The 24,816-nt window shown below is 72.5% G+C and carries 18 protein-coding genes and 1 pseudogene; 6 read left to right on the top strand and 13 right to left on the bottom strand.

The window, feature by feature from the left end; translation table 11 throughout:
* Window positions 1-80: 80 nt before the first annotated feature.
* The 3 genes from ACH4K4_RS29165 to ACH4K4_RS29155 all read right to left on the bottom strand — a co-directional run bounded on the left by ACH4K4_RS29165 (window position 81) and on the right by ACH4K4_RS29155 (window position 4,627).
* A complete protein-coding gene (locus ACH4K4_RS29165) occupies window positions 81-845 on the bottom strand; it encodes an NUDIX hydrolase (RefSeq protein ID WP_398171441.1) in 765 nt (254 codons plus the stop codon).
* Between the two features lie 48 nt (window positions 846-893).
* Window positions 894-2,978: a glycogen debranching N-terminal domain-containing protein gene (locus tag ACH4K4_RS29160; RefSeq protein ID WP_398171439.1), complete on the bottom strand. Its 2,085-nt coding sequence runs from the start codon at window positions 2,976-2,978 to the stop codon at window positions 894-896.
* A gap of 113 nt (window positions 2,979-3,091) precedes the next feature.
* Window positions 3,092-4,627 (bottom strand): DUF4192 family protein, encoded by a 1,536-nt coding sequence (locus tag ACH4K4_RS29155; RefSeq protein ID WP_398171437.1) that lies wholly within the window; start codon window positions 4,625-4,627, stop codon window positions 3,092-3,094.
* Window positions 4,628-4,753: 126 nt separating this feature from the next.
* Between ACH4K4_RS29155 and ACH4K4_RS29150 the strand changes: the two genes are divergently transcribed.
* Both ACH4K4_RS29150 and ACH4K4_RS29145 read left to right on the top strand, forming a co-directional pair.
* On the top strand, window positions 4,754-6,919 hold the full coding sequence (locus ACH4K4_RS29150; RefSeq protein WP_398171435.1) for a RecQ family ATP-dependent DNA helicase: 2,166 nt from the start codon (window positions 4,754-4,756) through the stop codon (window positions 6,917-6,919).
* A gap of 230 nt (window positions 6,920-7,149) precedes the next feature.
* A pseudogene (locus ACH4K4_RS29145) lies at window positions 7,150-7,713 on the top strand (hypothetical protein); the annotation flags it as partial.
* A gap of 498 nt (window positions 7,714-8,211) precedes the next feature.
* On the opposite strand, the gene ACH4K4_RS29140 reads toward ACH4K4_RS29145, so the two are convergent.
* From ACH4K4_RS29140 to abc-f, 5 genes are all read right to left on the bottom strand, one after another.
* Complete coding sequence (locus ACH4K4_RS29140) at window positions 8,212-8,853, bottom strand: hypothetical protein (protein WP_398171433.1); 642 nt, start codon at window positions 8,851-8,853, stop codon at window positions 8,212-8,214.
* A gap of 66 nt (window positions 8,854-8,919) precedes the next feature.
* The gene (locus tag ACH4K4_RS29135) at window positions 8,920-9,621 is read right to left on the bottom strand and encodes a ribonuclease HII (protein WP_398171431.1); all 702 of its coding nucleotides are present in this window, start codon (window positions 9,619-9,621) and stop codon (window positions 8,920-8,922) included.
* 316 nt (window positions 9,622-9,937) lie between these two features.
* Window positions 9,938-10,843, bottom strand: a complete 906-nt coding sequence (locus ACH4K4_RS29130) for an ADP-ribosylglycohydrolase family protein (RefSeq protein WP_398171430.1) — start codon at window positions 10,841-10,843, stop codon at window positions 9,938-9,940.
* A gap of 11 nt (window positions 10,844-10,854) precedes the next feature.
* Window positions 10,855-11,514 carry a histidine phosphatase family protein gene (locus ACH4K4_RS29125; protein ID WP_398171429.1) on the bottom strand — a complete coding sequence of 220 codons (660 nt, stop codon included), beginning with the start codon at window positions 11,512-11,514 and terminating at the stop codon, window positions 10,855-10,857.
* A gap of 105 nt (window positions 11,515-11,619) precedes the next feature.
* Complete coding sequence (abc-f, locus tag ACH4K4_RS29120; protein ID WP_398171427.1) at window positions 11,620-13,242, bottom strand: ribosomal protection-like ABC-F family protein; 1,623 nt, start codon at window positions 13,240-13,242, stop codon at window positions 11,620-11,622.
* Window positions 13,243-13,352: 110 nt separating this feature from the next.
* Between abc-f and ACH4K4_RS29115 the strand changes: the two genes are divergently transcribed.
* Window positions 13,353-14,036: a TetR/AcrR family transcriptional regulator gene (locus ACH4K4_RS29115; protein WP_398171426.1), complete on the top strand. Its 684-nt coding sequence runs from the start codon at window positions 13,353-13,355 to the stop codon at window positions 14,034-14,036.
* Between the two features lie 74 nt (window positions 14,037-14,110).
* On the opposite strand, the gene ACH4K4_RS29110 is transcribed toward ACH4K4_RS29115, so the two are convergent.
* Window positions 14,111-14,716 carry a YdbC family protein gene (locus tag ACH4K4_RS29110; RefSeq protein ID WP_398171425.1) on the bottom strand — a complete coding sequence of 202 codons (606 nt, stop codon included), beginning with the start codon at window positions 14,714-14,716 and terminating at the stop codon, window positions 14,111-14,113.
* A gap of 67 nt (window positions 14,717-14,783) precedes the next feature.
* Window positions 14,784-16,211, bottom strand: coding sequence for an amidase (locus ACH4K4_RS29105; protein WP_398171423.1), 1,428 nt, complete (start codon window positions 16,209-16,211; stop codon window positions 14,784-14,786).
* Window positions 16,212-16,359: 148 nt separating this feature from the next.
* Between ACH4K4_RS29105 and ACH4K4_RS29100 the strand changes: the two genes are divergently transcribed.
* Both ACH4K4_RS29100 and ACH4K4_RS29095 read left to right on the top strand, forming a co-directional pair.
* Complete coding sequence (locus ACH4K4_RS29100; RefSeq protein WP_398171422.1) at window positions 16,360-16,947, top strand: TetR/AcrR family transcriptional regulator; 588 nt, start codon at window positions 16,360-16,362, stop codon at window positions 16,945-16,947.
* Between the two features lie 224 nt (window positions 16,948-17,171).
* Window positions 17,172-17,693: a TerD family protein gene (locus ACH4K4_RS29095; RefSeq protein WP_398171420.1), complete on the top strand. Its 522-nt coding sequence runs from the start codon at window positions 17,172-17,174 to the stop codon at window positions 17,691-17,693.
* 103 nt (window positions 17,694-17,796) lie between these two features.
* Here ACH4K4_RS29095 and ACH4K4_RS29090 read toward each other — a convergent pair whose 3' ends face one another.
* Together ACH4K4_RS29090 and nrdR are read right to left on the bottom strand one after the other, a co-directional pair.
* A complete protein-coding gene (locus ACH4K4_RS29090; RefSeq protein ID WP_398171419.1) occupies window positions 17,797-20,673 on the bottom strand; it encodes a vitamin B12-dependent ribonucleotide reductase in 2,877 nt (958 codons plus the stop codon).
* Window positions 20,674-20,793: 120 nt separating this feature from the next.
* On the bottom strand, window positions 20,794-21,324 hold the full coding sequence (nrdR, locus tag ACH4K4_RS29085; RefSeq protein ID WP_030679420.1) for a transcriptional regulator NrdR: 531 nt from the start codon (window positions 21,322-21,324) through the stop codon (window positions 20,794-20,796).
* Window positions 21,325-21,868: 544 nt separating this feature from the next.
* Here nrdR and lexA point away from each other — a divergent pair.
* On the top strand, window positions 21,869-22,657 hold the full coding sequence (lexA, locus tag ACH4K4_RS29080) for a transcriptional repressor LexA (RefSeq protein ID WP_398171417.1): 789 nt from the start codon (window positions 21,869-21,871) through the stop codon (window positions 22,655-22,657).
* A gap of 149 nt (window positions 22,658-22,806) precedes the next feature.
* Here the strand turns inward: lexA and ACH4K4_RS29075 are convergent, their stop codons facing one another.
* Window positions 22,807-24,777 carry an ATP-dependent DNA helicase gene (locus ACH4K4_RS29075; protein WP_398171415.1) on the bottom strand — a complete coding sequence of 657 codons (1,971 nt, stop codon included), beginning with the start codon at window positions 24,775-24,777 and terminating at the stop codon, window positions 22,807-22,809.
* Window positions 24,778-24,816 lie beyond the last annotated feature (39 nt).

Raw genomic sequence — 24,816 nt, 5'->3', positions numbered from 1 at the left:
ACGGCGCCTCCGCAGCCCGAGATCAGCCCTCCACCGGCCGTCACGGCGCCAGAGCCCGCCGCTCCCCCACAGGCCGCCGCTCAGACCTCGGGACGCAGCATCGGCGGATTGAGCAGGGTGGCGCCGCCGGCTCTGAACAGCTGGGCAGGGCGGCCTCCCTGACGGGTCGTCGTGCCGCCGGTGGGCACCAGGAAGCCGGGAGTGCCGGTGACCTTGCGGTGGAAATTGCGGGGGTCCAGCGCCACGCCCCACACCGCTTCGTACACCCTGCGCAGCTCACCGACCGTGAACTCCTGCGGGCAGAAGGCGGTGGCGAGCGAGGAGTACTCGATCTTCGAGCGGGCCCGCTCCACCCCGTCCGCGAGGATGCGCGCATGGTCGAAGGCGAGCGGCGCGGACTGCTCCTCGTCCCGGCCCAGGCCGCCGTCCTGCTCCAGGAACGTCTCGACGGGGGCCCAGCGCGCGCCGCGGGCGTCACCGCCCGGCGTCGGGGCGGGGAGATCGGGCGCGAGCACCAGGTGGGCGACGCTGACCACCCGCATACGGGGGTCGCGCTTGGGGTCGCCGTAGGTGGCGAGCTGTTCGAGGTGCGCGCCGTACGGCGGCGGAGGACCGGCCGGGCAGTGGGCGTGCAGACCGGTCTCCTCGGCCAGCTCGCGCGCCGCGGCCGCCTCCAGGTCCTCGTCGGGCCGTACGAAACCGCCCGGCAGGGCCCAGCGCCCCTGGAACGGCGGCTCGCCACGGCGCACGGCCAACGCGCACAGCGCGTGCCTGCGCACGGTGAGCACGACCAGATCGACGGTAACGGCGAACGGGGGGAAGGCCGACGGGTCGTAGGGAGGCATGGCGCGATCATAGTCGTCCGCCTGACGATAAACAGGCCCCGGCGCACCTCACGCCCCCAGTTGCAAGCCATTCGCGGCCTCCTCCACCAGGCCCATGCCCAGCCTGCTGATCCGCACGGCGAACGGCTGCTCGGCGACGCTGAGCCCGGTGAACTGCATGGCTCCGAGCGGCGCGCTGGCGACCGGGCGGACCGCCACGGTCCCTGAGGGCACGTCGGGACGCACCCCGGCCAGGGCGGTCAGGGCGTGCACCGCGCCCGCCGCGGCCACGGCCGCCGGGCGGCAGGCCGCGGGGTGCGGGACGGGCGCTCCGTCGCGGGTGCGCTGCTCGCCCGCGTACATCTCCGGGAGCCGGTAGGCGAAACTCTGCGCCGCGTCGAGGAGCCCGCGCACCAGGGCTCCGGCCTCCTTCTCGTAGCCCGCGGCGACCAGGCCCGCGACGGCGACCGCCGTCTCGTGGACCCGTACGGCGCCGCTGCGATGGCCGAAGGGGTTGTAGCCGCCCTCCTTCGCCCCGAGACCCCGCAAGCCCCAGCCCGAGTCCATGGCCGGGCTCCCCAGCAGCCGGGCCAGCTGCTCGGTACGCGCCCTGTCGAGCAGGCCGACGGCCGACCGGCCGCCGCCGAGCAGGCCGGTGTCCAGCAGGTGGGCGGCGGTGGAGCCGAGGTGCGGCAGCAGGCGCCCGCCGGAGGTCCGCAACGCGGCCGGGCTGCCACCGCTGCGGCTCTCCACCCAGAACTCCTCACGGAACCGCGCCCGCAGGCCTGCCGCCCAGTCGCGCAGTTCCGGCGCGCCCGGTCGCCCGTAGGCGTCGAGGAGGTCGGCACCGAGCAGCGCGGCACGGTGCGCGTGGGCCTGGGTCGCACAGCGGTACGGCCCTCCGGGCACGGGGTCGGGGACGTAGCCGCTGCCTCCGCTCAGGGCTCCGTCCCCGGAGGCGCGCCCGTCACCGGCGGTGGTGCGCAGCCAGCCCAGGCAGCGCTCCGCGGCGGGGAGCAGCTGCTCGGCCTCGCGTTCGGGCAGCCCCCACCGGCGGGCTTCTGCGAGGACCGTGGGGAACAGCAGCGTGGCCTCGACGCCGGTGCAGCTGGGGGGCGCGTACGGTCCCGCGTCCCGCAGCGCGCCGGGAATTCGGCCGGAATCCGCCCCTGGCCCGCCCAGTTGGAGTCGGGCGAGGGCGCGCAGAGTGTTCGCCGCGAGCCGGGTGCCCAGGGGCAGCAGCATGCGGGCGGCCCAGAGGGCCTCGGCGGGCGAGAGGCCGCAGCGCCAGGGGACACCACCCGCGACGTACATGTCCGTGAGGGCTCCGGGGCCGCGCATCAGCAGGCCGTGGAGATCGTCGAGCCCCGTCGCCAGCAGCGCGTCGGCCCGGGGGTCGTCGCACTGGAGCCGCGCCGCCGACCAGGGGCGGGGCGGCTGTTCGCCACCGCGGGTAGCCGGGAGCAGCGACCCCGGTCCGCCGGAGAAGGCTCCTTGGGCGGCGTGCTCCAGCCGGACGCGCACCTCGATGGTGTGGTGGCCGCCGGGCGGGAGGTCCAGTTCCCAGCACAGCAGCCCGGCCGAGGCCATGACGTCCGAGGGCGCGGGGGACGCCGCGACGACGGCGTGCGCCCCCGCGGCGGACCAGCGCAGCCCTGAGCCGTGGACGCTGGCGGGCAGTTCGGGCCCGGTGAACCCGACGGCGATCGCGCCGAGTTCGGCGAGGTCCGTGCCGAGCCGCAGCTCCACGGGCAGCCGCACCCGCCGGGGGGCACTGCTGTGGAACGTGAGCCGTTCGACGCCGTCGGCGCACCGCAGCCGTTCGACGCGGATCTCCGGGTCGGGGCCGCGGTCGACGGCCGTACGGACCGTACCGACGAACCGCGCGCGGTCCGTCGCGATCAACCTGCCCTGCACCACGACGGGTTCGGCGCCTCCGGCACTCAGCTGGCACCGCGACAGGACGCGGCGCCCGGCGCGGTAGAAACCGTCCGTGCCCCGGCCGGTGAGCTGGCCCTGTTCGGAGGAGATGGCGAGGGCCGGCAGGGCCACGCAGATGAGCGCCCCGTGGACAGGCTGCGGTTCCGGGGGCCTGGGCACCCCGGAGCGGTGTTCTCCGGGGGCCCGGCGGGCCGGCTGAGTAGTGGGAACCATGCCTGACACTCTCTGCGCTCCCTGCTGGGGTCTGGGCTCCAAACGGACTGCGCCACAGTGGTGAACGGCGAGGCGGGCGCGCAGGTCACGCCGGCACCGCGGCGACGGCGGGCTCACGGCCGGCTCCGGTCACCGTTGCGACCGGTACGCCGCTTGGTCCGGCCGGTTCCCGTACGCGACCCGGGACGCGTACTGCCACGCGGGCCGCCGGGGCGGTCCGATCCGCCGCAACGGCCGCTGCCGCCGGGGCGGGCCGTCCCGCGGGGGCCGCCGTCCGCGGTGGTCTGCCCGGGCCGGCCGGCACGGGCCGCCTCGCCCGGTCCGGCCGCCTCGGACGGGACTCCGGGCACCGGCACGGGCCCGTCGACAAGCACCGGTACGGAGTCACACCCGGGCGCCAGTGCGAGCGATGGGTCCGAAGTGCTCCGCTCCGCGCGCTCCTCCCGCAGGCAGCGTCGCAGCGACTCCGGGTCCAGCCCCGCGTTGACTCCCCGGTGCAGCAGCTGGGCGAAGAGGCATTCGGGGTCGAGGGTCAGCGCCCGGCCGAGCGCGACGCGGGCGGACGGCTGGTCGCCCGTCGCCCAGGCGACCCAGCCGGCCAGCGCCAGCGGGGCCACTGCGTACTCGGCGTAGCCGCCGACACAGCGGCGGGACAGCGCTTGCCACAGGCGCAGCGCGGGTTCGGCGTCCGGGCCCTCCATCCACTCCGCAGCCCGGTCCCTGGCGACGCGGTCCTGGAGCCCGACGATGAGGCGGGCGGCCTCGGCATCGGTCAGGAGCGCGTCGTCGCAGGCGTCCCGGGCCCGGCGGCTGCCCGTGGGCGGGTCCTCGCGGAACCGGCGGATCAGACGGCTCGCGTGCGCCAGGGTCTCCGTCCGCACGGGCGCCGCCGTCTCCTCCTGGACCATGCGCGTGACGAGCGCGCCGGCCACCGCGTCCAGCGCGCCCGTCTGTTCCGCGGCGCGCGGTCCAGTGCGCGCGGCCAGCCGGGCTTCCATCTCCCGCAGTGAGCCGCGCACCTGGATACCCGCATACGCAGCGGCGGCGGCCATCACCGACGTGCCGGGAAGGGCCATGGGCGTGCCCTCGGCGGGGCAGCAGCGGTAGTCAGGGCAGCAGTAGGACCAGAAGCGGCCCCTGGAGATGCACAGTGCTTCGAGCACCGGGACGTCCAGTGCTCCGCAGGCGACCCGCAGCCGTTGTGCGAGCGGGCGGAGGCGCTCCATAACGTCCCGGCCGTTCTCCCCCTCCGCGGGATCCTGGCAGAGGTAGACGATGATGCCTTCGGGCCGGGAGCCGCGCTCCTGGCCTGCTGCCACGAGACAGCTCGCGAGCTGGTCGGACACGTACGGCCACTGCCCGCGCTCGGCGGGGATGCCGAGGCGGGCACGGCCGCCGAAGCGGCCCCGCTCACCGTGCAGGCCGACGAGGACGATGCTGTCGTCCGGGTAGAAGCCGAGGAGATACGGCAGCGCGTCGGCCAGCTCGCCCGGCCCGCGCAGGGTGACCCTGGTCTCTTCCGCCGCTGCCGCGGCGTCGGGCGAGGGCGGTGTGGCGGACCCGGATCCGGCGGCCGGGTGGGTCGGTACGGACGGGTGGGACCGGGCGGGCCGGTCGGGGTGATGAGGCGTGTCGCCGTGCTGGTTCATGGCTCGAAGATCCCGCGGAACGCCGCATCGCCGCGACCCCTGTGGATAACTCGCGGGTGACGCGAGTTATCCACAGCATCGGGCGGCAGTTCGCGCGTTGTCAGTGGCATCGGGTTGCATGGAGCCATGAGCAACGAAGACCTGCGTGCCTCGGCCGATGCCGTCCTCTCCCGCCTCGTCGGGGACCCCGGCGGCACCGCCCGGCTGCGCGAGGACCAGTGGCGGGCGATCGAGGCGCTGGTCGCCGACCACCGCCGCGCGCTGGTGGTGCAGCGCACGGGCTGGGGCAAGTCGGCGGTCTACTTCGTCGCCACCGCGCTGCTGCGCGAGCGCGGCGCCGGACCGACCGTGATCGTCTCCCCGCTGCTCGCGCTGATGCGCAACCAGGTCGACGCGGCGGCCCGGGCCGGGATCCGCGCGCGCACGATCAACTCCTCCAACACCGAGGAATGGGACACGGTCCAGGCCGAGGTGGCGGCGGGCGAGGTCGACGTCCTGCTCGTCAGCCCGGAGCGGCTGAACAACCCCGACTTCCGCGACCAGGTGCTCCCGAAGCTGGCCGCGGCCACCGGACTGCTGGTGGTCGACGAGGCGCACTGCATCTCGGACTGGGGCCACGACTTCCGGCCCGACTACCGGCGGCTGCGCACGATGCTCGCCGACCTGCCGCCCGGCGTCCCCGTGCTCGCCACCACGGCGACGGCCAACGCGCGGGTCACGGCCGACGTGGCCGAGCAGCTGGGTACGGGCGAGGGCGCCGCCGAGGCGCTCGTCCTGCGCGGCCCGCTCGACCGGGAGAGCCTGAGCCTGGGCGTGCTCCCGCTGCCGGACGCCGCGCACCGGCTGGCCTGGCTGGCCGACCATCTGCACGAGCTGCCGGGCTCGGGGATCATCTACACGCTCACGGTCGCCGCGGCCGAGGAGGTCACCGCCTTCCTGCGGCAGCGCGGCCACACGGTGGCCTCGTACACCGGGAAGACCGAAAACGCGGACCGCCAGCAGGCCGAGGACGATCTGCTCGGCAACCGCGTCAAGGCGCTGGTCGCCACCTCCGCGCTCGGCATGGGCTTCGACAAGCCGGACCTCGGGTTCGTGGTGCACCTGGGCTCGCCGTCCTCCCCGATCGCCTACTACCAGCAGGTGGGGCGCGCCGGCCGCGGCGTCGAGCACGCGGAGGTGCTGCTGCTGCCCGGCCGCGAGGACGAGGCGATCTGGAAGTACTTCGCCTCGCTGGCGTTCCCGCCCGAGGAGCAGGTGCGCCGGACGCTGGACGTGCTGGCGGGCGCGGACCGGCCGCTGTCGCTGCCCGCCCTGGAGCCGCTGGTCGAGCTGCGCCGCTCGCGCCTGGAGACCATGCTGAAGGTGCTCGACGTGGACGGCGCGGTGCACCGCGTCAAGGGCGGCTGGACCGCGACCGGGCGGCCGTGGGCGTACGACGCCGAGCGGTACGCGTGGGTGGCGCGGCAGCGCGAGGCCGAGCAGCAGGCCATGCGGGACTACGCCACGACGACCGGCTGCCGGATGGAGTTCCTGCGGCGGCAGTTGGACGACGAGGCGGCAGCGCCGTGCGGACGCTGCGACAACTGCGCGGGAGCGCGCTTCACCACCGAGGTGTCGGCGGCGTCGCTGGACGCGGCGCGCGGCGAGCTGGGGCGGCCGGGTGTGGAAGTGGAGCCGCGGCGGATGTGGCCGACGGGCCTGCCCGCCATCGGTGTCGACCTCAAGGGGCGCATCCCGGCGGGTGAGCAGGCGTCCGCCGGGCGTGCCCTGGGACGGCTCTCCGACATCGGCTGGGGGAACCGGCTGCGTCCGATGCTCGCCGCGCAGGCCTCGGACGGTCCGATTCCGGACGACGTCGCCTCCGCGGTCGTCACCGTTCTCGCCGACTGGGCGAAGGGCCCCGGGGGCTGGGCGTCCGGGGCTCCGGACGCCCCGGCGCGGCCGGTGGGGGTCGTGACACTCGACTCGCGCACCCGTCCTCAGCTGGTGCGTTCCCTCGGGGAGCGCATCGCCGCCGTCGGGCGGATGCCGTTCCTGGGGACGGTGACGTACGGGGAGCACGCGGAGGACGCCCGCGTGCCGCGGAGCAACAGCGCGCAGCGACTGCGGTCGCTGCACGGCTCGTTGGGCGTGCCGCCGGAGCTGGCTCAGGCCCTGGCGGCGGCAGGGGGCCCTGTCCTGTTGGTCGACGACTACGCGGATACGGGGTGGACCCTGGCCGTGGCCGCGCGGCTGGTGCGCAAGGCGGGTGCCACGGGGGTGTTTCCGCTGGTCCTTGCCGTACAGGGGTGAGGTGAAGGGGGCGGTCGGGCGTCAGGGGCCCGTGCGGCGGGCAGGTATGGGGAAGGCGCACCAGAGGATTCCAGCCGTGCACGCCCACGGTTCATTGCCGCATGCCTGTACGAACGTAAGAATTGGACCGCTTCCCCGTACCCGCCGTCCGCGGTCAGGTACGGCGGTACCGCGCCGTGCCCGCACGGCCGTCCGCCGTCGGGCGTGGACGCGTAGACGAAGGGAGGGCCGTGACCTTCGGCTTCGCCCAGCCCCCGGGTGTGTCCCTGCCCACCTCCGCCGATTCCGCCGCCCGGCTGAGCCGCATGCTGGAGCCCTCCGAGTGGGCGTCGGCGGGGATTCCCCTGCTGCGCAATCCGCGTGAGGTCGTCACCGGTCTGCACGACCGCCACCTGCCGGGACTCTCGACGGCCATCGTGGCGGTGCTCGGCCCCGAGGAGCGCGTCACCGCCAGCGCGTCGTTCGTCCAGCACGCCTCGGCTCCGGACGGCTGGGAGTTCCGCAACGCGCTTCTGGCGCGGTTGCGGCTGGTCGTCCCGCACGACCTGCGGCTGCGGGTACCGGTCCGTACGGCCGTGCTGCTCTACTGCCGCGAGGGCGACCCGCGTTGGACCGAGGCGGACGGCGCATGGATGTGGGGACTGCGCGACGCTTGCACCCTGCACGGACTTCGCTGTGGCGCGTACATCACGCTGACCCGCAGCGGCTGGCAGGTGCTGGGAGAGGGCCGTGGTGGCCGGCGGCCGCGCTCGGTCGTCCGCACCGAGCGCGCGCGTGCGGCGGAGCAGCCGCCGCGTGGGCGCGTTCCGGAACAGCCCGGTCCGGCAGGATGGCCTGCCACGGCGGAACGATCCTTTCCGATGGGGCAGCCGGCCGGCACGGGGCGGCCGGCCCCGTCGCTGCGTACGCAGTCGGCGAACCGGACGGCGCGGGCCGGTCCTTCGGAACGGAAGGAAGCGTCCGGGCGGTCCGGTACGCAGGAACCCGGGCATGCCGACAGCGCGGGGCAGTCCGGAGCACCCGGACACGCCGAAGCGGCGCGACGGCCGGGGCCGACGCCGTCCGGTTCACCGGAACGGTTCAGTCCGGCGGAACGGCCGTGTGCGACCGCACCGCAGCCGTACCCGGCGGAGTCGCGCCCTCCCGCGGAGCCGTCGCGCAACGACGGCCGGCCGACGGCAAGGCACGGCGGAGTCCCGCCGGCGTTCCGCGGCTCGTTGACGACCCGCGGGCACCCGGCGTGAGACGCCCGGCCGGCCCACGGGCCGCCGGGCTCCCCCTGCCGGCGTCCGTCAGGCGTTCACGCCCAGGAGGGCGTTGATCCGCTGCGGGTCACCGCACACGACCAGGAGCGCCCCGGCGCGGGCCATCGCGGCGGGCAGGGCCCGGGCGACGGTCTCCTCGGCACCGCCGTTGACCGCGACGACCACAACGGGCCGCCCGGTCGCACGCTCGGCGGTGGCGTCCGCGTAGAACACGTCGTCAGCGGCGTCCTGCTGCGCCCAGTAGGACGTCTCGCCGAAGGACAGTTCGTGCGCGGCCCAGGGGTGGGTCTCGCCGGTGGTGAGCACCAGAACTTCACCCGGCGCGCGTCCGGAGTCCAGCAGCAGGTCCACGGCCTCGTCGGCGGCGTCGAGAGCGCCGGACTCCGAGGCCGGGATCAGCTGGAGCTGCGCTCCGGAAGCAGCACCGGCAGCATCGGGCTTGGGGCCCGAGCGCTGCGCCGGAGGAGTGCCGGCCGGCCCACGGGGCGGCGCGGCGGGTCCGGGCTTGCCGGGGCGGGCGCTGGCCGCGGGGGCGCCGCGCGGAGGCGCGGGGCGGGGACCGGGGCCAGGAACAGGACGGGGGGTCGACGCGGTGCGGCCGGCGGCCGGAGTTGCGCGGGGACCCGGGACACTCTCGTGAATCTGAGGCTCCTCGGGGATGAGAGGCATAAAAGGATGTCTATCAAACGTAGGTGCGGGACACGTCATCGGGTACCGAATTGATGCCCGCACCGCTCAGAAGTCGAAGCCGAGTTGGCCACCGGCCTCCAGAGCGGCTGCTTCGGGGGTGCTGCGCACCTTCTTCAGGTGGCGCCAGCGGGGCAAGGCGTCCATGTAGGACCACGACACCCGGTGGTACGCGGTGGGGCCGTACTCCTCCAGCGCCGTACGGTGCGCGGGCGACGGATAGCCGGCGTTCTCCGCGAAGGCGAAGTCGGCGTGTACGCCCACCAGTTCACCCATCATCGCGTCGCGACGGACCTTGGCGAGCACGGAGGCCGCGGCCACCGCGATGCAGGACTGGTCGCCCTTGATGACCGTACGGACCTTCCAGGGACCGCCGAGGTAGTCGTGCTTGCCGTCGAGGATGACCGCGTCCGGGCGGACCGGCAGCGCCTCCAGGGCTCGCACGGCCGCCAGTCGCAGTGCCGCGGTCATGCCCAGCTCGTCGATCTCCTCCGGAGAGGCGTGCCCCAGGGCGTGCGCCGTGACCCAGCCGTCGAGCACTTCGGCGAGCTCGGTGCGTCGCTTGGGTGTCAGCAGCTTGGAATCGGTGAGTCCGGCCGGCGGGCGGCGCAGTCCGGTGATGGCTGCGCAGACGCTGACCGGACCGGCCCAGGCGCCGCGCCCGACTTCGTCCACCCCAGCGATGATCTTGGCGCCCGTGGTGGCGCGAAGCGATCGCTCGACGGTGTGGGTTGGGGGCTCGTACGGCATGGCGCCAGCAAGCGTACGCCTAACCGGAGCAGCCGTGCGCACCGGGTACCGCCTGGCCGCGGCGCATACCGCCGCCGCCCCTCGGCCGGGCTTCGGCGACGACGGCACGCGAGCTGATCAGCGGCTTCGCGGTCGCGGGCGGCGGGGGCGCCACTGCCGGCCCCCGGCGGACCGTCCGACGCCCCCGGGGCTCGGCGCACGCCAAGATCAACTACGCGCCCGGGCGGCCTCCTTGGCTGCCCGGTAGCCCGGTAGCCCGGTAGCCCGCGCAGAAGCCCACACGGCCCGCCGCCCGGCAAGCCGTCCGCCGAACGCTTCAGCCGGAAAGCTCCGGAACCCAGCCTGGGAGCGGTTCCGCGCGGTCCAGCCAGTCTTGGGGCGGGGTGCCGCCACCGGCGGCGACGATCCCGCCGACGATGGCGCAGGTGGTGTCCACGTCCCCGCCTGCCTGGGCGGTGGCCCAGAAGGCTCCCTCGTAGTCTCCGAGGTGGCGTGCGGCCGCCCACAGCGCGAACGGCACCGTGTCGTGGGCACTGGTCCGGCGTCCGCAGCCCAGCACGGCGGCGACCGTGCCGGGGTTCCCGTAGTCGAGCATGTCCCGGGCACGCCGCAGCCCGGCCTGTACGGCGCTGCGCGGGATCAGCTCCAGCACGCCGTCCAGCAGCGCCTCAGGCCCGGCCGTACGACCGGGAGCGGCGGCCAGCGCGGCCGCCGCGGCCACCGCCATCGCCCCGACCACCGCTTCGCGGTGCTGGTGGGTGGTGTAGGCGGAGATCTCCGCCTGGTGCGTCGCCTGCTCGGGGTCGTCGCCGTACCAGGCGCCGAGCGGCGCGATGCGCATGGCCGCGCCGTTACCCCATGAGCCCTGGCCGTTGAAGAGCGCCGAGGCCAGCTCGCGCCAGTCGCCGCCTTCTCTGATCAGCCGGAGCATACGGTTCACGGCCGGACCGTAGCCGCGGTCGAAGTCGTGGTGATCGGCGAAGGACCGGGCGAGCGCGTCCTGGTCGATACGGCCGTGACGTGCGAGTACGGCCAGTACCGAGCAGGCCATCTCGGTGTCGTCGGTCCACTGCCACGGTGCGGGCGGCAGTTCGCGGCGCTTGAGGGCGGGGTAGTTGGCGGGAACGAAGAACTGGGAGCCGAGGGCATCGCCCAGGGAAAGTCCGCGCAGGCTCGTAAGGGCCCGCTCGAAGCGGTCTGCGTCACGGTGGTCGGCGCTCATCGGTGTGCACTCTAACCGGTGATGCCGTACGACTCCGGTTCACACCAGCGCTCGAACGGCCGGTCCAGCGCATACCGGCCGTCCGGGCCCAGGAGCAGCGAGCGCCACTCCGCGTTGCCCGGATTGGACAGGGACTCGAATTCGGCCACGGTCCAGTGGAACCACCGCATGCAGAAGAGCCGCATGGTCAGGCCGTGCGTGACGATCAGGACGTTCGGCGGGTGGTCCGGGTCTTCGAAACTGCGCCACAGGCTCTCCAGGAACGCGCCGACGCGGTCGTACACATCGGCGCCGGACTCGCCCTGGGCGAAGCGGTAGAAGAAGTGGCCGTAGGCGTCGCGGTAGACCTTCTGCAGCCGCACGTCCTCCCGGTCCTGCCAGTTTCCCCAGTCCTGCTCGCGCAGCCGGGGTTCCTCGCGGACCCGGACCCGGTCCATGTCCAGACCGAGGGCGCGGAACGTCTGGTGCGTGCGCCGGTACGGCGAGACGTACGCGGAGACCCGCTCTTCGCCGAAGAGCGCACGCAGCGACCCGCCCGCCTCCTCGGCCTGGCGCAGTCCGTCCTTCGTCAGGCTCAGCGCGTGGTCGGGCTCCCGCTCGTAGACCGTGTCGTCTGCGTTCCCCTCCGATTCTCCGTGGCGGATGAGGACGATGCGTCGGGGCCGTGCCATGCCGCCACCCTAAAACGGTTGCCCTGTACATGCCCCATCCCCCGTCTTCCGCCTCCACAGCCACCCCCTACCGTCACTCTGCGCCCACAACGCCTCCTCCCCCGGTCACCGAACGTCGAACACCGGCCGCCCGGCCCGCATCTCGCACCGGCGGCCGCGGAAGCGCCGGCCGAGCAGCCGGTCGTGCGAGACGACGACCAGCGCGCCGGGCCAGGCGGCCAGCGCCTCGTCCAGTTCCTCCACGAGGCCGAGCGCCAGGTGGTTGGCCGGCTCGTCCAGGAGCAGGAGGTCGGCGGGGCGGGCCAGCAGCCGGGCCAGGGCCAGCCGGCGCCGCTGGCCGGCGGAGAGCGCGCCCACTGGCACCCGCAGATCGCCCTCCCTGAACAGGCCGAACGACAGGAGAAGTTCGGAAAGCTCCTCCGGATCTTCGGCCAGACCCCGGCCGAAGGCCGACAGCAGCCGCTCCCCGGGCCGGGACACCGGTATCTCTTGAGCCAGGTAGCCGATACGCCCGCGCCGCGTGACCGCGCCCTCGTCGGGCTGCCGCACGCCCGCCAGGACCCGCAGCAGCGTGCTCTTCCCCGCACCGTTTGCACCTTGGACCAGCAGCCGCTCCCCCGCGGCGACGGTCAGCGTGTCCACCGCCAGCCGCGACCCCACGCGCACCCCGTCCAGCTCGACGAGCGTGCCCTCGGTGCCCCCGGAGGCCGGCGTGGCGCGGAAGCGGAGCGGCTCCGGCGGCCGGGGCACCGGGTCGGCGCGCAGCCTCCGCAGCCGCTCCTGCGCGTTGCGCACCCGGCCGGCCACCGACGACTGGACCCGCCCTGCGGCGCGGTCGTACGCCATTTTGTTGTTGTCCTTGATCGCCCGGCCCTGGGCGACGTGGTGCGCCGCTCCCGCCGCGAAGTCCGTCAGCCGCTCCGTCTCGGCGCGCCACTGTTCGTACTCCGCCTCCCAGCGGCGGCGGGCCGCGGCCTTGGCCGCGACGAAGGTGCCGTATCCGCCGCCGTACCGGACGACGGCGCGCCGCTCGGCGTCGACCTCGACGATCGTGTTCGCCACGCGCTGCAGGAAAAGGCGGTCGTGCGAGACCGCGAGGACCGTTCCGCGGTGGGCCGACAGCGCGTCTTCCAGCCAGTCCAGCGCTGCCGCGTCGAGGTGGTTGGTCGGCTCGTCCAGCAGCATCACCTCGGGTGACGCGGCGATCAGGCAGGCCAGCCCCAGCCGGGCCTGCTCCCCGCCGGACAGGCTGCCGAACGGGCGGTCCCGCTCGACATGCCCCACCCCCAGACCGTACAGCGCCTTGTCGACCCGTACATCGGCCTCGTAGCCGCCACGCAGCTCGTAGACGCCGAGCAGCCGCCCGTACTCCTCCATGTCCTCCGGTCTGCCGGCGCCGAGGCGCGCCTCCAAGCCGCGCAGTCCGCGCTCCATGACCCGTATTTCTGCGAGCGCCGCGTCCACGGCCTCCTGGACCGTGCAGTCGGCGGGCACGTCGGGCACCTGGCCGAGGTAGCCCGTCCCGCCGTCGGCGGTCAGCACGACACGCCCGCCGTCCGGCTGCTCCAGGCCCGCGACGACACGCAGCAGCGTCGACTTGCCCGCGCCGTTCTCCCCCACGATCCCGACCCGGTCCCCGGGGCGTATCGACAGGGAGATCCCGTCCAGCAGAAGCCGGTCACCGTAGGACTTGGACACCTCGTGAAGCGCGATCTGAGTGGTGACCATGCGGACCTCCCGGGGCAGTGGCGCGGCACGACACCGCAGGCAAACGCTACGCTTGTTGCATTACGTCGATGATGACACACCTCATCGCCCTAACGCAACAGGAGTAGCAGTTGTCTGACGATCTGGGCTCTTCCGCACCGAGCGCCGATGCCCGCCCGCCGGGTCCCGGCACCCGCCGGCCGGGCGGACGCACCGCCCGCACCCGCGCCGCCGTCCGCGACGCCGTGCTGGCCGGCCTGACCGAACACGGCTACCCCGGCTTGTCCGTCGAGTACGTCGCGGAGCGTTCGGGAGTCCACAAGACGACGCTCTACCGCCGCTGGGGCAGCCTCGAAGGACTGCTGGCCGACACCCTCGACCTGGCCGGCGAGGACGACTGGACGCCGCCCGACACCGGATCACTGGAGGGTGACCTGCGCGCACTCGCCCATGAGGTGGTGGAGTCGTTCCGCGATCCGGCCATGTCGGCCTCCAGCTCCGCGATCATCGCGGCCGCTTTCCAGTCGCAGCAGGCCGCCGACGCGCTGCGCGCCTTCTACACCGAACGCTTCAGGCGCTGCGAGGCCATCGCCCGGCGCGCGGTCGAACGCGGCGAGCTCCCGGGCGTACGGGAGGGGGGCATCGACGCCGGAGCGCTGGTGCGCGCCGTCTCCGCGCCGCTCTACTTCCGGCTCTTCGTCACGCGCGAGCCGGTCGACGGACACAGCGCCGACCAGGCCGCCGCCGCGGCCCTGGCAGCCGCACGCGCCGGAGCGTTCACCCCGCCGGAAACCGCCGCCCCTCCCGGAGCGTGACAGCGGCGCACCCGAGAGCCGTGGCGGCCACGTGCCCCGTCAGCCCTCCAGGGCCGTGTCGGGGCACGCGCCCGTCACACCGTCCACGACGGTTCGAGATCGGTCACGTCCCCCGTCACGGCCCGTACGTCGGCCTCCGTCTGCGCCCGCAGCGCCAGCCGTTCCACCCGCTCCGGCCGGTACTTGCCCCGCTCGGCCGCCGACTCCCACATGGACAGGATCAGGAACTCCTCCCCGGGGGCCCGTCCCATCAGGCCGCGCAGCATCCCGGGAGACCCGGCCATGGCCGGATTCCACACCTTCTCCTGCATGAGCGTGAAGTGCTCGACGCGGTCGGCGCGCACCTGGCAGTGGGCGATCCGCAGCACGTCGGCGTCCGCGAACACGGGCCTGAAGCCCACCTTCACGTCGAGTTCGTACTCGAACAGGCGCACCCGGGAGTCCTTGAACGTGCCCACCTGGGCCGCCGCCAGCCGGTCGTGCGAGCGCGCCATGAAGGAGTCGTAGAACGCTCTGCTCTCCCAGAAGGCGACCAGATGCGCGACCGACGGCCGCGTCCGGCTCCAACCGCCGCCCTGCCCCCGGAATCCGGGTTCGCCGAGCAGCCCCGCCCATTTCCGCTGCCCCCGTTCGAACCCCCGGCGGTCCACGACCGTGCATCTAATCCACTTGACCAGCACCGCGCCATGGTACGGCCAAGGAAGGCCGGAACTCACCGCCCGCCACGCACCCACCCCCCGAACTCCCCTAGGGCCGTGGGTCGATGGGCGTGAACACCCCGAGCCGCGCTTCCACGGCCTCCGCCGCCTCCAGGCACAGGTCCTCCCGGTAGGCGCGGCCGATCAGCTGCACGCCGTACGGGAGCCCGTCCACCACCGCGGTCGGCACGGCCACCGCCGGCACGCCCGCGAAACTCGTGGCCGTACACAGCCGCATCGCCTTCTGGACGCGCGCGTGCCCTTCTTGGTCGCGCGCGTCGAGCCCCGGTTCGAAGGGCGGCTCGGTGAACACCGGGCCCAGCAACAACGGGTAGGTGTCCAGGAATTCGGCCCACGCCCGCCGGATGCCGAGCCGCAGGCCCGTCAGCCGCAGGTACGCCGGTACGTCCTTCGGCACGGCATCCCGCGCCGCCGCCATGGACAGTTCGATGTAGCGGTGCCCGCCCTCGCCGAGGAGGTCGCGTACCACCGGCCAGGAAGGGGCGAATTCGGCCAAGGTCATACAGCCGTACACCTCCAGTGCCTCCTCCAGGCACGGCACGTCCGGCACCTCGCACACCTCGTACCCGGCGTCGCGCAGCGCGCCCGCCGCGTCCTCGACGGCCTTGCGCACCAAGGGGTGCACGCCCTGGCCGCCCGGATCGGCGACCATCGCGACCTTCATCGGCCGCGGAACGGACGCACCGTACAGGGGAGCCGGTACGGCCCTCGGGTCGCGCGGATCGGTGCCCGCCAGCGCCTCGTACGCCAGCCGCAGGTCACCGACCGTGCGTGCCAGCGGACCGTCGACCACCAGCTCCTGGGTGGCCAGCGCCGGATCGTCCGCGCCGAGGCGGTGGTCGGCGGGAAAGCGCCCGTAGGTGGGCTTGAGCCCCGCCACACCGCAGAAGGAGGCCGGAAGGCGCACCGATCCTCCGGAGTCGTTGCCGAGGCCGATCGCCGCCATGCCGCCGGCCACCGCGGCACCGTCGCCCCCGCTCGTGCCGCCCGGCGTCACGCGCCGTGACCACGGGTTGGCGGTGTCGCCGTACAGCTCGCTGCGGGTGTGGACACCCGCGAGCACGAGGGTGGGCATGTTGCTGTGCCCGATCGGGACGGCGCCCGCCGCACGCAGCCGTGCCACCGGGGGCGCATCGCAGCGCGCGACGTTGTGACGAAAGCGCTCCGCGCCGTACGTGGTCGGCACGCCCTCGATGGCCGTGGTCTCCTTGACCGTGAAGGGCACCCCGGCGAGCGGCCCCGGGTCCTCCCCCGCGGCGCGCCGCCGGTCCACCCCGGCCGCCGCGTCGCGCGCCCGGTCGGCGAGCAACTGCGTGACGGCGTTGACGGCCGGATTGACCTCGGCGATCCGCTCCAGATGACGGTCGACCAACTCGACGGCGGTCACCTCACCGCTGCGCACGGCCGCCGCCTGTTCCCCGGCCGACAGCTCCCACAGCGCCTTCTGCGCTCCCACTTCGCACTCCTTCGTCCCGGACGGCCCGCGGCAGGCGCGGCGCCTGCCGCGGTCGCGTCCCGCGGCCTCGCCGCACAGCGTTCCGATGCAACTGCATCACATCGTACCCTTGTCTCGATACGAACGCATCGCATAAACGGGAGCCCCCATGCCCAAGCAGGTGGATCACGAGAGCCGCCGCCGGCAGATCGCCGAGGCCGTCTGCCGCCTCGCCGACGAACACGGCCTGGAGGGCGTCACCCTGCGCGATGTCGCGGCGCGCGCCGAGGTGTCCATGGGGGCGGTCCAGAGGTGCTTCCGCACCAAGGAGGAGATGCTGGTCTTCGCGCTCGGCCACATCGGCACGCGGATCGCCGCCCGGGTGACGGCCCGGCTCGCCGAGTCCCCGGCACAGTCGGCCCGTACGGCACTCGGGCACGCGACCACGGAGATCTCCCTGCTGCGCCCCGAGCACCGCGCCGAGGCGCGCGTCTGGCTCGCCTTCGTCGCCCAGGCCGCGGTCAGCCCACCGCTGGCCGACACCCTGCGCGGCAACTACGCCGATCTGCACAGCCTCTTCACGCGTCTCATCACCGAGGCCACCGGCACGCCGGACGCCGAGCGCGAGGCGCGCACCCTGCTCGCCCTCACCGACGGACTCACCACACACGTCCTGATCGGCCACCTCTCCCCCGAGACGGCCCTGGACACCCTGGACAGCCATCTGACGCGCCTCTGGGGCGACTTGGACACCTGATCGCTCCGGCCGGTGCCATGGGCCCGGACGGCCGGACGGCCGGACGGCCGGACGGCACCCCGATGGAACTCCCGTGCTATCAAAAGCGTCGGAGTGGCAGTACGCGTACCAGTCCTGCCGACCGGGACGGCGTCGCCCCGACCGCCGGGGCAGGGTGTGCGGAGCGTGACACGATGGTGGTCGCCTTGCACAGCCCGGGAGTTGCAACACCGGAAGGGATCTCTGTGAGCAGCCTCAACAAAGGGATCGGCAAAGCCGAAGTGACCCTCAAGTGGGACCCGAGCCCCAACGGCACTCCGGCCCACGATCTGGACATCGTCGCCGCGACCTACACGAGGGACGACCCGCGCGGTGAGCCCGCCTACCTCGTGCACTTCGACAACCGCTCCCCCGACGGCACCATCATCCTCAGCAGGGACAGCCGGACCGGCCTCGGCCTGGGTACCGACGAAGCCATGACCCTGGAGCTGAAGCGGCTGGCGGACATCTACGCGCGGGTGGTCGTCGGTGTGGCCATTCAGCAGCGCAACGGACGCAAGACGTTCGGCGACGTCGCCAATACCGTTGTCCGCGTCAGCGAAGGATACGAAGAACTGACCGCGGACGACTTCTCCTCGGTCGCCGGTTCCACCGCCGCGGTGATAGCGGAATTCGACCGTGACGAGTTCGGCGAATGGCACTTCCACCGCTCCGTAAGGGGATTCGACGCCGACCCGGTGACTTTCGCCACTCTCATGGGCGGCTGAGCCGGCCGGGAAAGAAAACGACGGCACACGAAATCAGGGTGGGGAACCGGAAACCGGTTCCCCACCCTGCTCACTCAGTCACCCGTGAGGGCTCCTGGGTATTTCAGCTGCAACCGCTGGTCGAGCCGCAGCCCTCGCACAGGTAGCAACTGCCCGCGCGCTGCATCTTCGTGCCGCAGGAGAAGCACAGCGGCGCGTCGGCGTTGATGCCGAGCTGCATTTCCACCAGTTCGGCGTTGGTGTGCGCCTGCTTGGGGGCCGGAGCCGCGGCCTCCTCGACGATCTCGGTCGTCGACGCGGGCTCCTTCGCCGACTCCAGGCGGCGCGGCGCCGACTGGGCCAGGCCCTCGACGTCCAGCTCCTCGTCGGTCGGCTCGTACGAACCGGTCTCCAGGTGACGCTGGCGCTCCTCGACGGAGTGGATGCCGAGCGCGGAGCGGGTCTCGAAGGGCAGGAAGTCCAGCGCCAGGCGGCGGAAGATGTAGTCGACGATCGACTGCGCCATCCGCACGTCCGGGTCGTCCGTCATGCCGGCCGGCTCGAAACGCATGTTGGTGAACTTCGAGACGTACGTCTCCAGCGGCACGCCGTACTGGAGGCCCACCGAGACGGCGATGGAGAAGGCGTCCATCATGCCCGCGAGGGTCGAGCCCTGCTTGGACATCTTCAGGAAGACCTCGCCCAGACCGTCGTCCGGGTAGGAATTGGCGGTCATGTAGCCCTCGGCGCCGCCGACCGTGAAGGAGGTGGTGATGCCGGGACGGCCCTTGGGCAGGCGCTTGCGGACCGGACGGTACTCGACGACCTTCTCGGCCGGCTTCTCCTCGGTCTTCTTCTCCTCCTCCTTCTTCTTGGCGGAGAGCGGCTGGCCGACCTTGCAGTTGTCGCGGTAGATCGCGAGCGCCTTCAGGCCGAGCTTCCAGCCCTCGAAGTAGACCTCCTCGACCTCCTCGACGGTGGCCGACTCGGGGAGGTTGACGGTCTTGGAGATCGCGCCGGACAGGAACGGCTGGGCCGCCGCCATCATCCGTACGTGGCCCATGGCCGAGATGGAGCGCTCGCCCATGGCGCAGTCGAAGACCTCGTAGTGGGCGGGGTCCAGGCCGGGGGCGTCGATCACGTTGCCGTTGTCGGCGATGTGGGCGACGATCGCCTCGACCTGCTCCGGCTGGTAGCCGAGCCGCTTGAGCGCCTTGGGGACCGTGTTGTTCACGATCTGCATGGAGCCGCCGCCGACCAGCTTCTTGAACTTGACCAGGGCCAGGTCCGGCTCGACACCCGTGGTGTCGCAGTCCATCATCAGGCCGATGGTGCCGGTCGGCGCGAGCACCGACGCCTGCGCGTTGCGGAAGCCGTTCTTCTCGCCGAGGCGGAGCACGTCCTGCCAGGCCTCGGTGGCCGCGGCCCAGACGGGGGTGTCCAGGTCGTCCATGCGCTTGGCGGTGCCGTTGGCGTCCGAGTGCTGCTTCATGACGCGCTTGTGGGCGTCGGCGTTGCGGGCGTAGCCCTCGTACGGGCCGACGACCGCGGCCAGCTCGGCGGAGCGCCGGTAGGAGGTGCCGGTCATCAGGGAGGTGATGGCACCGGCCAGGGCGCGGCCGCCGTCCGAGTCGTACGCGTGGCCGGTGGCCATCAGCAGGGCGCCGAGGTTGGCGTAGCCGATGCCCAGCTGGCGGAAGGCGCGGGTGGTCTCACCGATCTTCTCGGTGGGGAAGTCCGCGAAGCAGATGGAGATGTCCATCGCGGTGATGACCAGCTCGACGACCTTCGCGAAGCGCTCGGCGTCGAACGACTGGTTGCCCTTGTCGTCGTCGCGCAGGAACTTCATCAGGTTCAGCGAGGCCAGGTTGCACGAGGAGTTGTCCAGGTGCATGTACTCGCTGCACGGGTTCGAGGCGGTGATCCGGCCCGACTCCGGCGAGGTGTGCCAGTGGTTGATCGTGTCGTCGTACTGGATGCCGGGGTCGGCGCACGCCCAGGCGGCCTCCGCCATCTTGCGGAACAGGCCCTTGGCGTCGATCTCCTCGATGACCTCGCCGTTCATCCGGCCGCGCAGGCCGAACTTCGAGCCGGTCTCGACGGCCTTCATGAACTCGTCGTTCACACGGACCGAGTTGTTGGCGTTCTGGTACTGGACGGACGTGATGTCGTCGCCGCCCAGGTCCATGTCGAAGCCCGCGTCGCGCAGCGCGCGGACCTTCTCCTCCTCCTTCACCTTGGTGTCGATGAAGGCCTCGACGTCCGGGTGGTCCACGTCCAGGACGACCATCTTGGCGGCACGGCGGGTGGCGCCGCCCGACTTGATCGTTCCGGCGGACGCGTCGGCGCCGCGCATGAAGGAGACGGGACCCGAGGCGTTGCCGCCGGAGGACAGCAGTTCCTTGGAGGAGCGGATGCGGGAGAGGTTCAGGCCGGCGCCGGAGCCGCCCTTGAAGATCATCCCCTCTTCCTTGTACCAGTCCAGGATCGAGTCCATGGAGTCGTCGACGGAGAGGATGAAGCACGCGCTGACCTGCTGCGGCTGCTTCGTGCCGACGTTGAACCACACCGGGGAGTTGAAGCTGAAGACCTGGTGGAGCAGGGCGTACGCCAGCTCGTGCTCGAAGATCTCGGCATCCGCCGGGGAGGCGAAGTAGTTGTTGTCCTCACCGGACTGGCGGTAGGTCTTGACGACCCGGTCGATGAGCTGCTTGAGGCTCGACTCCCGGGTGTCGGAGCCCACCGCACCGCGGAAGTACTTGCTCGTGACGATGTTGACCGCGTTCACCGACCAGAATTCGGGGAACTCGACGCCACGCTGCTCGAAGTTGACCGAGCCGTCGCGCCAGTTGGTCATGACGACGTCACGGCGCTCCCACGCCACCTCGTCGTACGGATGCACGCCGGGAGTCGTGTGGATGCGCTCGATACGCAGACCCTTGCTCGCCTTGCTGCCCTTGGCGCGGGAGCCTCGTGCCGGGCCGCTCGTCGTCTCTGTCATTCCGCCTCCCTGTACGGGCAAACGCCCATATGTGCGCACTTTCTTCCCGTGGCACGGTGTGTTCTGTCTGGAACCAGGGCGCCTGCACGTTGCCCTGATCAGGTCTGTGATGTGCCGATCTCAGTCGGCGGCGGTGGCGGGCACGGGGACCGCCGGGTGTCCGGCGCCCCCTTCGCACCCGCACTCCCGCGCGGGCGGTCCCTGCTCACGCTGTTCCCGCAGCTCGGCGATGGCCGCCTCGAAGTCCTCAAGCGAGTCGAAGGCCCGGTAGACGCTCGCGAAACGCAGGTACGCGACGAGGTCGAGTTCCTGCAGCGGGCCCAGTATGGCCAGCCCGACGTCATGGGTGGACAGCTCGGCGCTACCGGTGGCGCGCACCGCTTCCTCGACCCGCTGACCCAGCTTGGCGAGGGCGTCCTCGGTGACCGGCCGGCCCTGGCACGCCTTGCGCACCCCGGCGATGACCTTGTTGCGGCTGAAGGGCTCGGTGACCCCGCTCCGCTTGATCACCATCAGTGACGCCGTCTCGATGGTCGTGAAACGGCGGGAGCAGTCCGGGCACTGGCGGCGCCGGCGGATCGAGGTGCCGTCATCGGTGGTGCGGCTGTCGACCACCCGGCTGTCGGGGTGTCTGCAGAAGGGGCAATGCATGAATTCACCCTCCTCACCCTCGAAAATTACGGTCGTACGCCCATGGTCCCGGCGTACGGCTGATGGGCCCCTGGCGGCCCTCACGGGCCCCTCGGAGCAGCCCCAAGCATAGGCGATCCACGGAGTCCCGAAAGACACAGCCACCACTACTTCTAGGCGGCCGCAGTCATCAAAGCACTACATGTGGTGTTGGGTGGCCATCCACACACCCAGCGTGTCGCGGCGGCGAGTGGCCGGGGCGGCGACTCGCGGGGCCGCCGACGAGGGTACGGGACGAGCCCCGGAAGCGGTCCCGGCGGGGCGGGGATGGCAGAATCGGGCGCGTCACGGCGGCCGTCCGACCGGACGGCCCGGAGCGTTACCGCCCGGCCATAAGCTCGCGGCGAAGAGTACCGCAATGACCCGAATTGCCTTTCGGCTATACACCTCAGCCCGTGATCAGGTCAGCTAATCCGGAAATTTTCACTCGAACGTGTGTTTGGCGCAACCTTTCGAAAGCAACTACCGTTGGCTAACTAGGGAGCACATTCCGAGAGGGGCCGACGTGACCACCACCGCAGACAGCGCCACCATCACCGCCCAGAGCCACTCCCAGAGCCGATTCGAGCCGACCCGGAAACCGCCGATGGACGACGCAATGACCCCCGAGGGGCAGAAGCCAGCCCGCTCACTGCCCGGCCGTCCTCCAGGCATCCGCGCCGACAGTTCGGGCCTCACCGACCGGCAGCGCCGGGTCATCGAGGTCATCCGGGATTCCGTCCAGCGCCGCGGCTACCCGCCGTCCATGCGCGAGATCGGCCAGGCGGTGGGGCTGTCCAGCACCTCTTCCGTCGCCCACCAGCTCATGGCTCTGGAGCGCAAGGGTTTCCTGCGCCGCGACCCGCACCGCCCCCGGGCGTACGAGGTCCGCGGCTCCGACCAGCCGAGCAGCGCCCCGACCGACACGGCCGGCAAGCCCGCCGCCTCGTACGTCCCCCTGGTGGGCCGGATCGCCGCCGGTGGCCCGATCCTCGCCGAGGAGTCGGTCGAGGACGTCTTCCCGCTGCCCCGGCAGCTGGTCGGTGACGGCGAGCTGTTCGTCCTGAAGGTCGTCGGCGACTCGATGGTCGAGGCCGCGATCTGCGACGGCGACTGGGTCACGGTGCGCCGCCAGCCCGTGGCGGAGAACGGCGACATCGTGGCGGCGATGCTGGACGGCGAGGCCACGGTCAAGCGCTTCAAGCGCGAGGACGGCCATGTGTGGCTGCTCCCGCACAACTCGGCGTACCAGCCGATCCCCGGCGACGAGGCCACGATTCTCGGCAAGGTGGTGGCGGTACTGCGGCGGGTCTGACCTGCCCCTCACGACCGAGCCCCGGGACCACTGCGCCGGTCCCGGGGCTCTGTGCTGTGCGCCTGGGCCGACGCCGCTCTCGCGGTAGTGGTTGCTCGGAGCGAGGGTTGCTCAATCGATGGCCCGGGTTACTGCGGGTGAGATCGGGCTTACCCCTCCGCCGCCTTTGCTGCCGCGTCGATGGCGGCGAGGGAGCGGCGGACCTGGTTGCGGTCCGTCGTGTACCAGAAGTCCGGCATGGACTTGCGCAGGAACGAGCCGTAGCGGGCGCGCTCGACGCGGGGGTCCAGGACGGCCACGACGCCGCGGTCGCCCGTGGCGCGGACCAGGCGGCCCGCCCCCTGGGCCATGAGCAGGGCGGCGTGGGTCGCCGCGACCGCCATGAAGCCGTTGCCGCCGGCCTCCTCCACGGCCTTCTGCCGGGCGCTCATCAGGGGGTCGTCGGGGCGCGGGAACGGCACCCGGTCCATGACCACCAGCTGGCAGTTCGGGCCCGGCACGTCGACGCCCTGCCACAGGGACAGCGTGCCGAACAAGCAGGTGCGGGCGTCAGCGGCGAAGGTGCGGATCAGCTCGCCGAGGGTCTCCTCGCCCTGGAGGAGGATCGGCATGTCCAGCCGTCCGCGCAGGTTCTCGGCGGCGGCCTGGGCCGCGCGCATGGAGGAGAACAGGCCGAGGGTCCGGCCGCCGGCGGCCTCGATCAGCTCGGCCAGCTCGTCGAGCATGTCCGTACGGCTGCCCTCGCGGCCCGGCTGGGCGAGGTGCTTGGCGACGTACAGGATGCCCTGCTTGCCGTAGTCGAACGGCGAGCCGACATCCAGGCCCTTCCACTGCGGTACGTCCTCGCCCTCCGTGCCCTCCGGGGCGAGGCCGAGCGAGGCGCCGACGCCGTTGAAGTCCCCGCCCAGCTTGAGGGTGGCCGACGTGAGCACGACGGAACGGTCCGCGAAGAGCTTCTCGCGCAGCAGGCCGGAGACCGACAGGGGTGCGACGCGCAGGGACGCGCCGAAGCGGTCGTGGCGCTCGTACCAGACGACGTCGTACTCGGAGCCGTTGGCGATGCGCTCGGCGACGGCGTGGACGTTCTCCACGGAGGCGAGGGCCTGCTTGCGCACGGCGTCCTCGTCCTGGACGGACTTGTCGCGGGTCGTGCCGAGGGCCGAGATGACCGTACGGGCCGCGTCCCGCAGCGCCATCAGGCAGTAGCCGAGGTCTTCGGGGATCTCTTCGAGGCGTCCCGGCAGGGCCAGCTCCATCAGCCGCTCGAACGTCTCCGAGGCGGTCTGGAGCTGGTCGGCGGCCTTCTCGTTGACCAGCTTGGCGGCGCGCTTGACGGCCCGGTTGACCTGGCCGGGCGTGAGCTCCCCGGTGGCCACGCCGGTGACGCGGGAGACCAGCTCGTGGGCCTCGTCGACGATCAGTACGTCGTGCTGGGGCAGCACCGGTGCACCCTCGATGGCGTCGATGGCCAGGAGGGCGTGGTTGGTGACGATCACGTCGGCCAGCTTGGCGCGCTCGCGGGCGGCCTCGGCGAAGCACTCCGCGCCGTACGCGCACTTCGAGGCGCCCAGGCACTCGCGCGAGGAGACCGAGACCTGGCCCCAGGCCCGGTCGGAGACGCCGGGGGTGAGGTCGTCGCGGTCACCGGTCTCGGTCTCGTCGGCCCAGTCACGCAGCCGCAGCAGGTCCTTGCCCAGCTTGCTGGTCGGCGTCGCGTGCTCGAAGGGGTCGAAGAGGCCCTCCTCCTCTTCCTGGGGGACGCCCTCGTGCAGGCGGTGCAGGCAGACGTAGTTGGAGCGGCCCTTGAGCATGGCGAACTCGGGGCGGCGGCGCAGCTGCGGATGCAGGGCGTCGACCGTGCGCGGCAGGTCGCGCTCGACCAGCTGGCGCTGGAGCGCGAGCGTGGCCGTGGCGACGACCACACGGTCGCCGTGGGCCAGCGCCGGCACCAGATAGCCGAGGGACTTTCCGGTGCCGGTGCCGGCCTGCACGAGCAGGTGGGAGCCGTCGTCGACCGCTTCGGCGACGGCTTCGGCCATGGCGATCTGGCCGGGGCGCTCGGTGCCGCCGACAGCGGTGACGGCGGCGTGCAGCAGATCGGGGAGGGAGGGCTTCGTCATAGCGTTGCCACCCTACGCGGGCCCACTGACAATCTTCCC

Source organism: Streptomyces sp. NPDC017529 (assembly GCF_044329785.1).
In the GTDB taxonomy this organism is placed as follows: domain Bacteria; phylum Actinomycetota; class Actinomycetes; order Streptomycetales; family Streptomycetaceae; genus Streptomyces.
The sequence above is the reverse complement of the archived record's forward strand: the minus strand, read 5'-3'. Positions and strand labels throughout refer to the sequence as shown.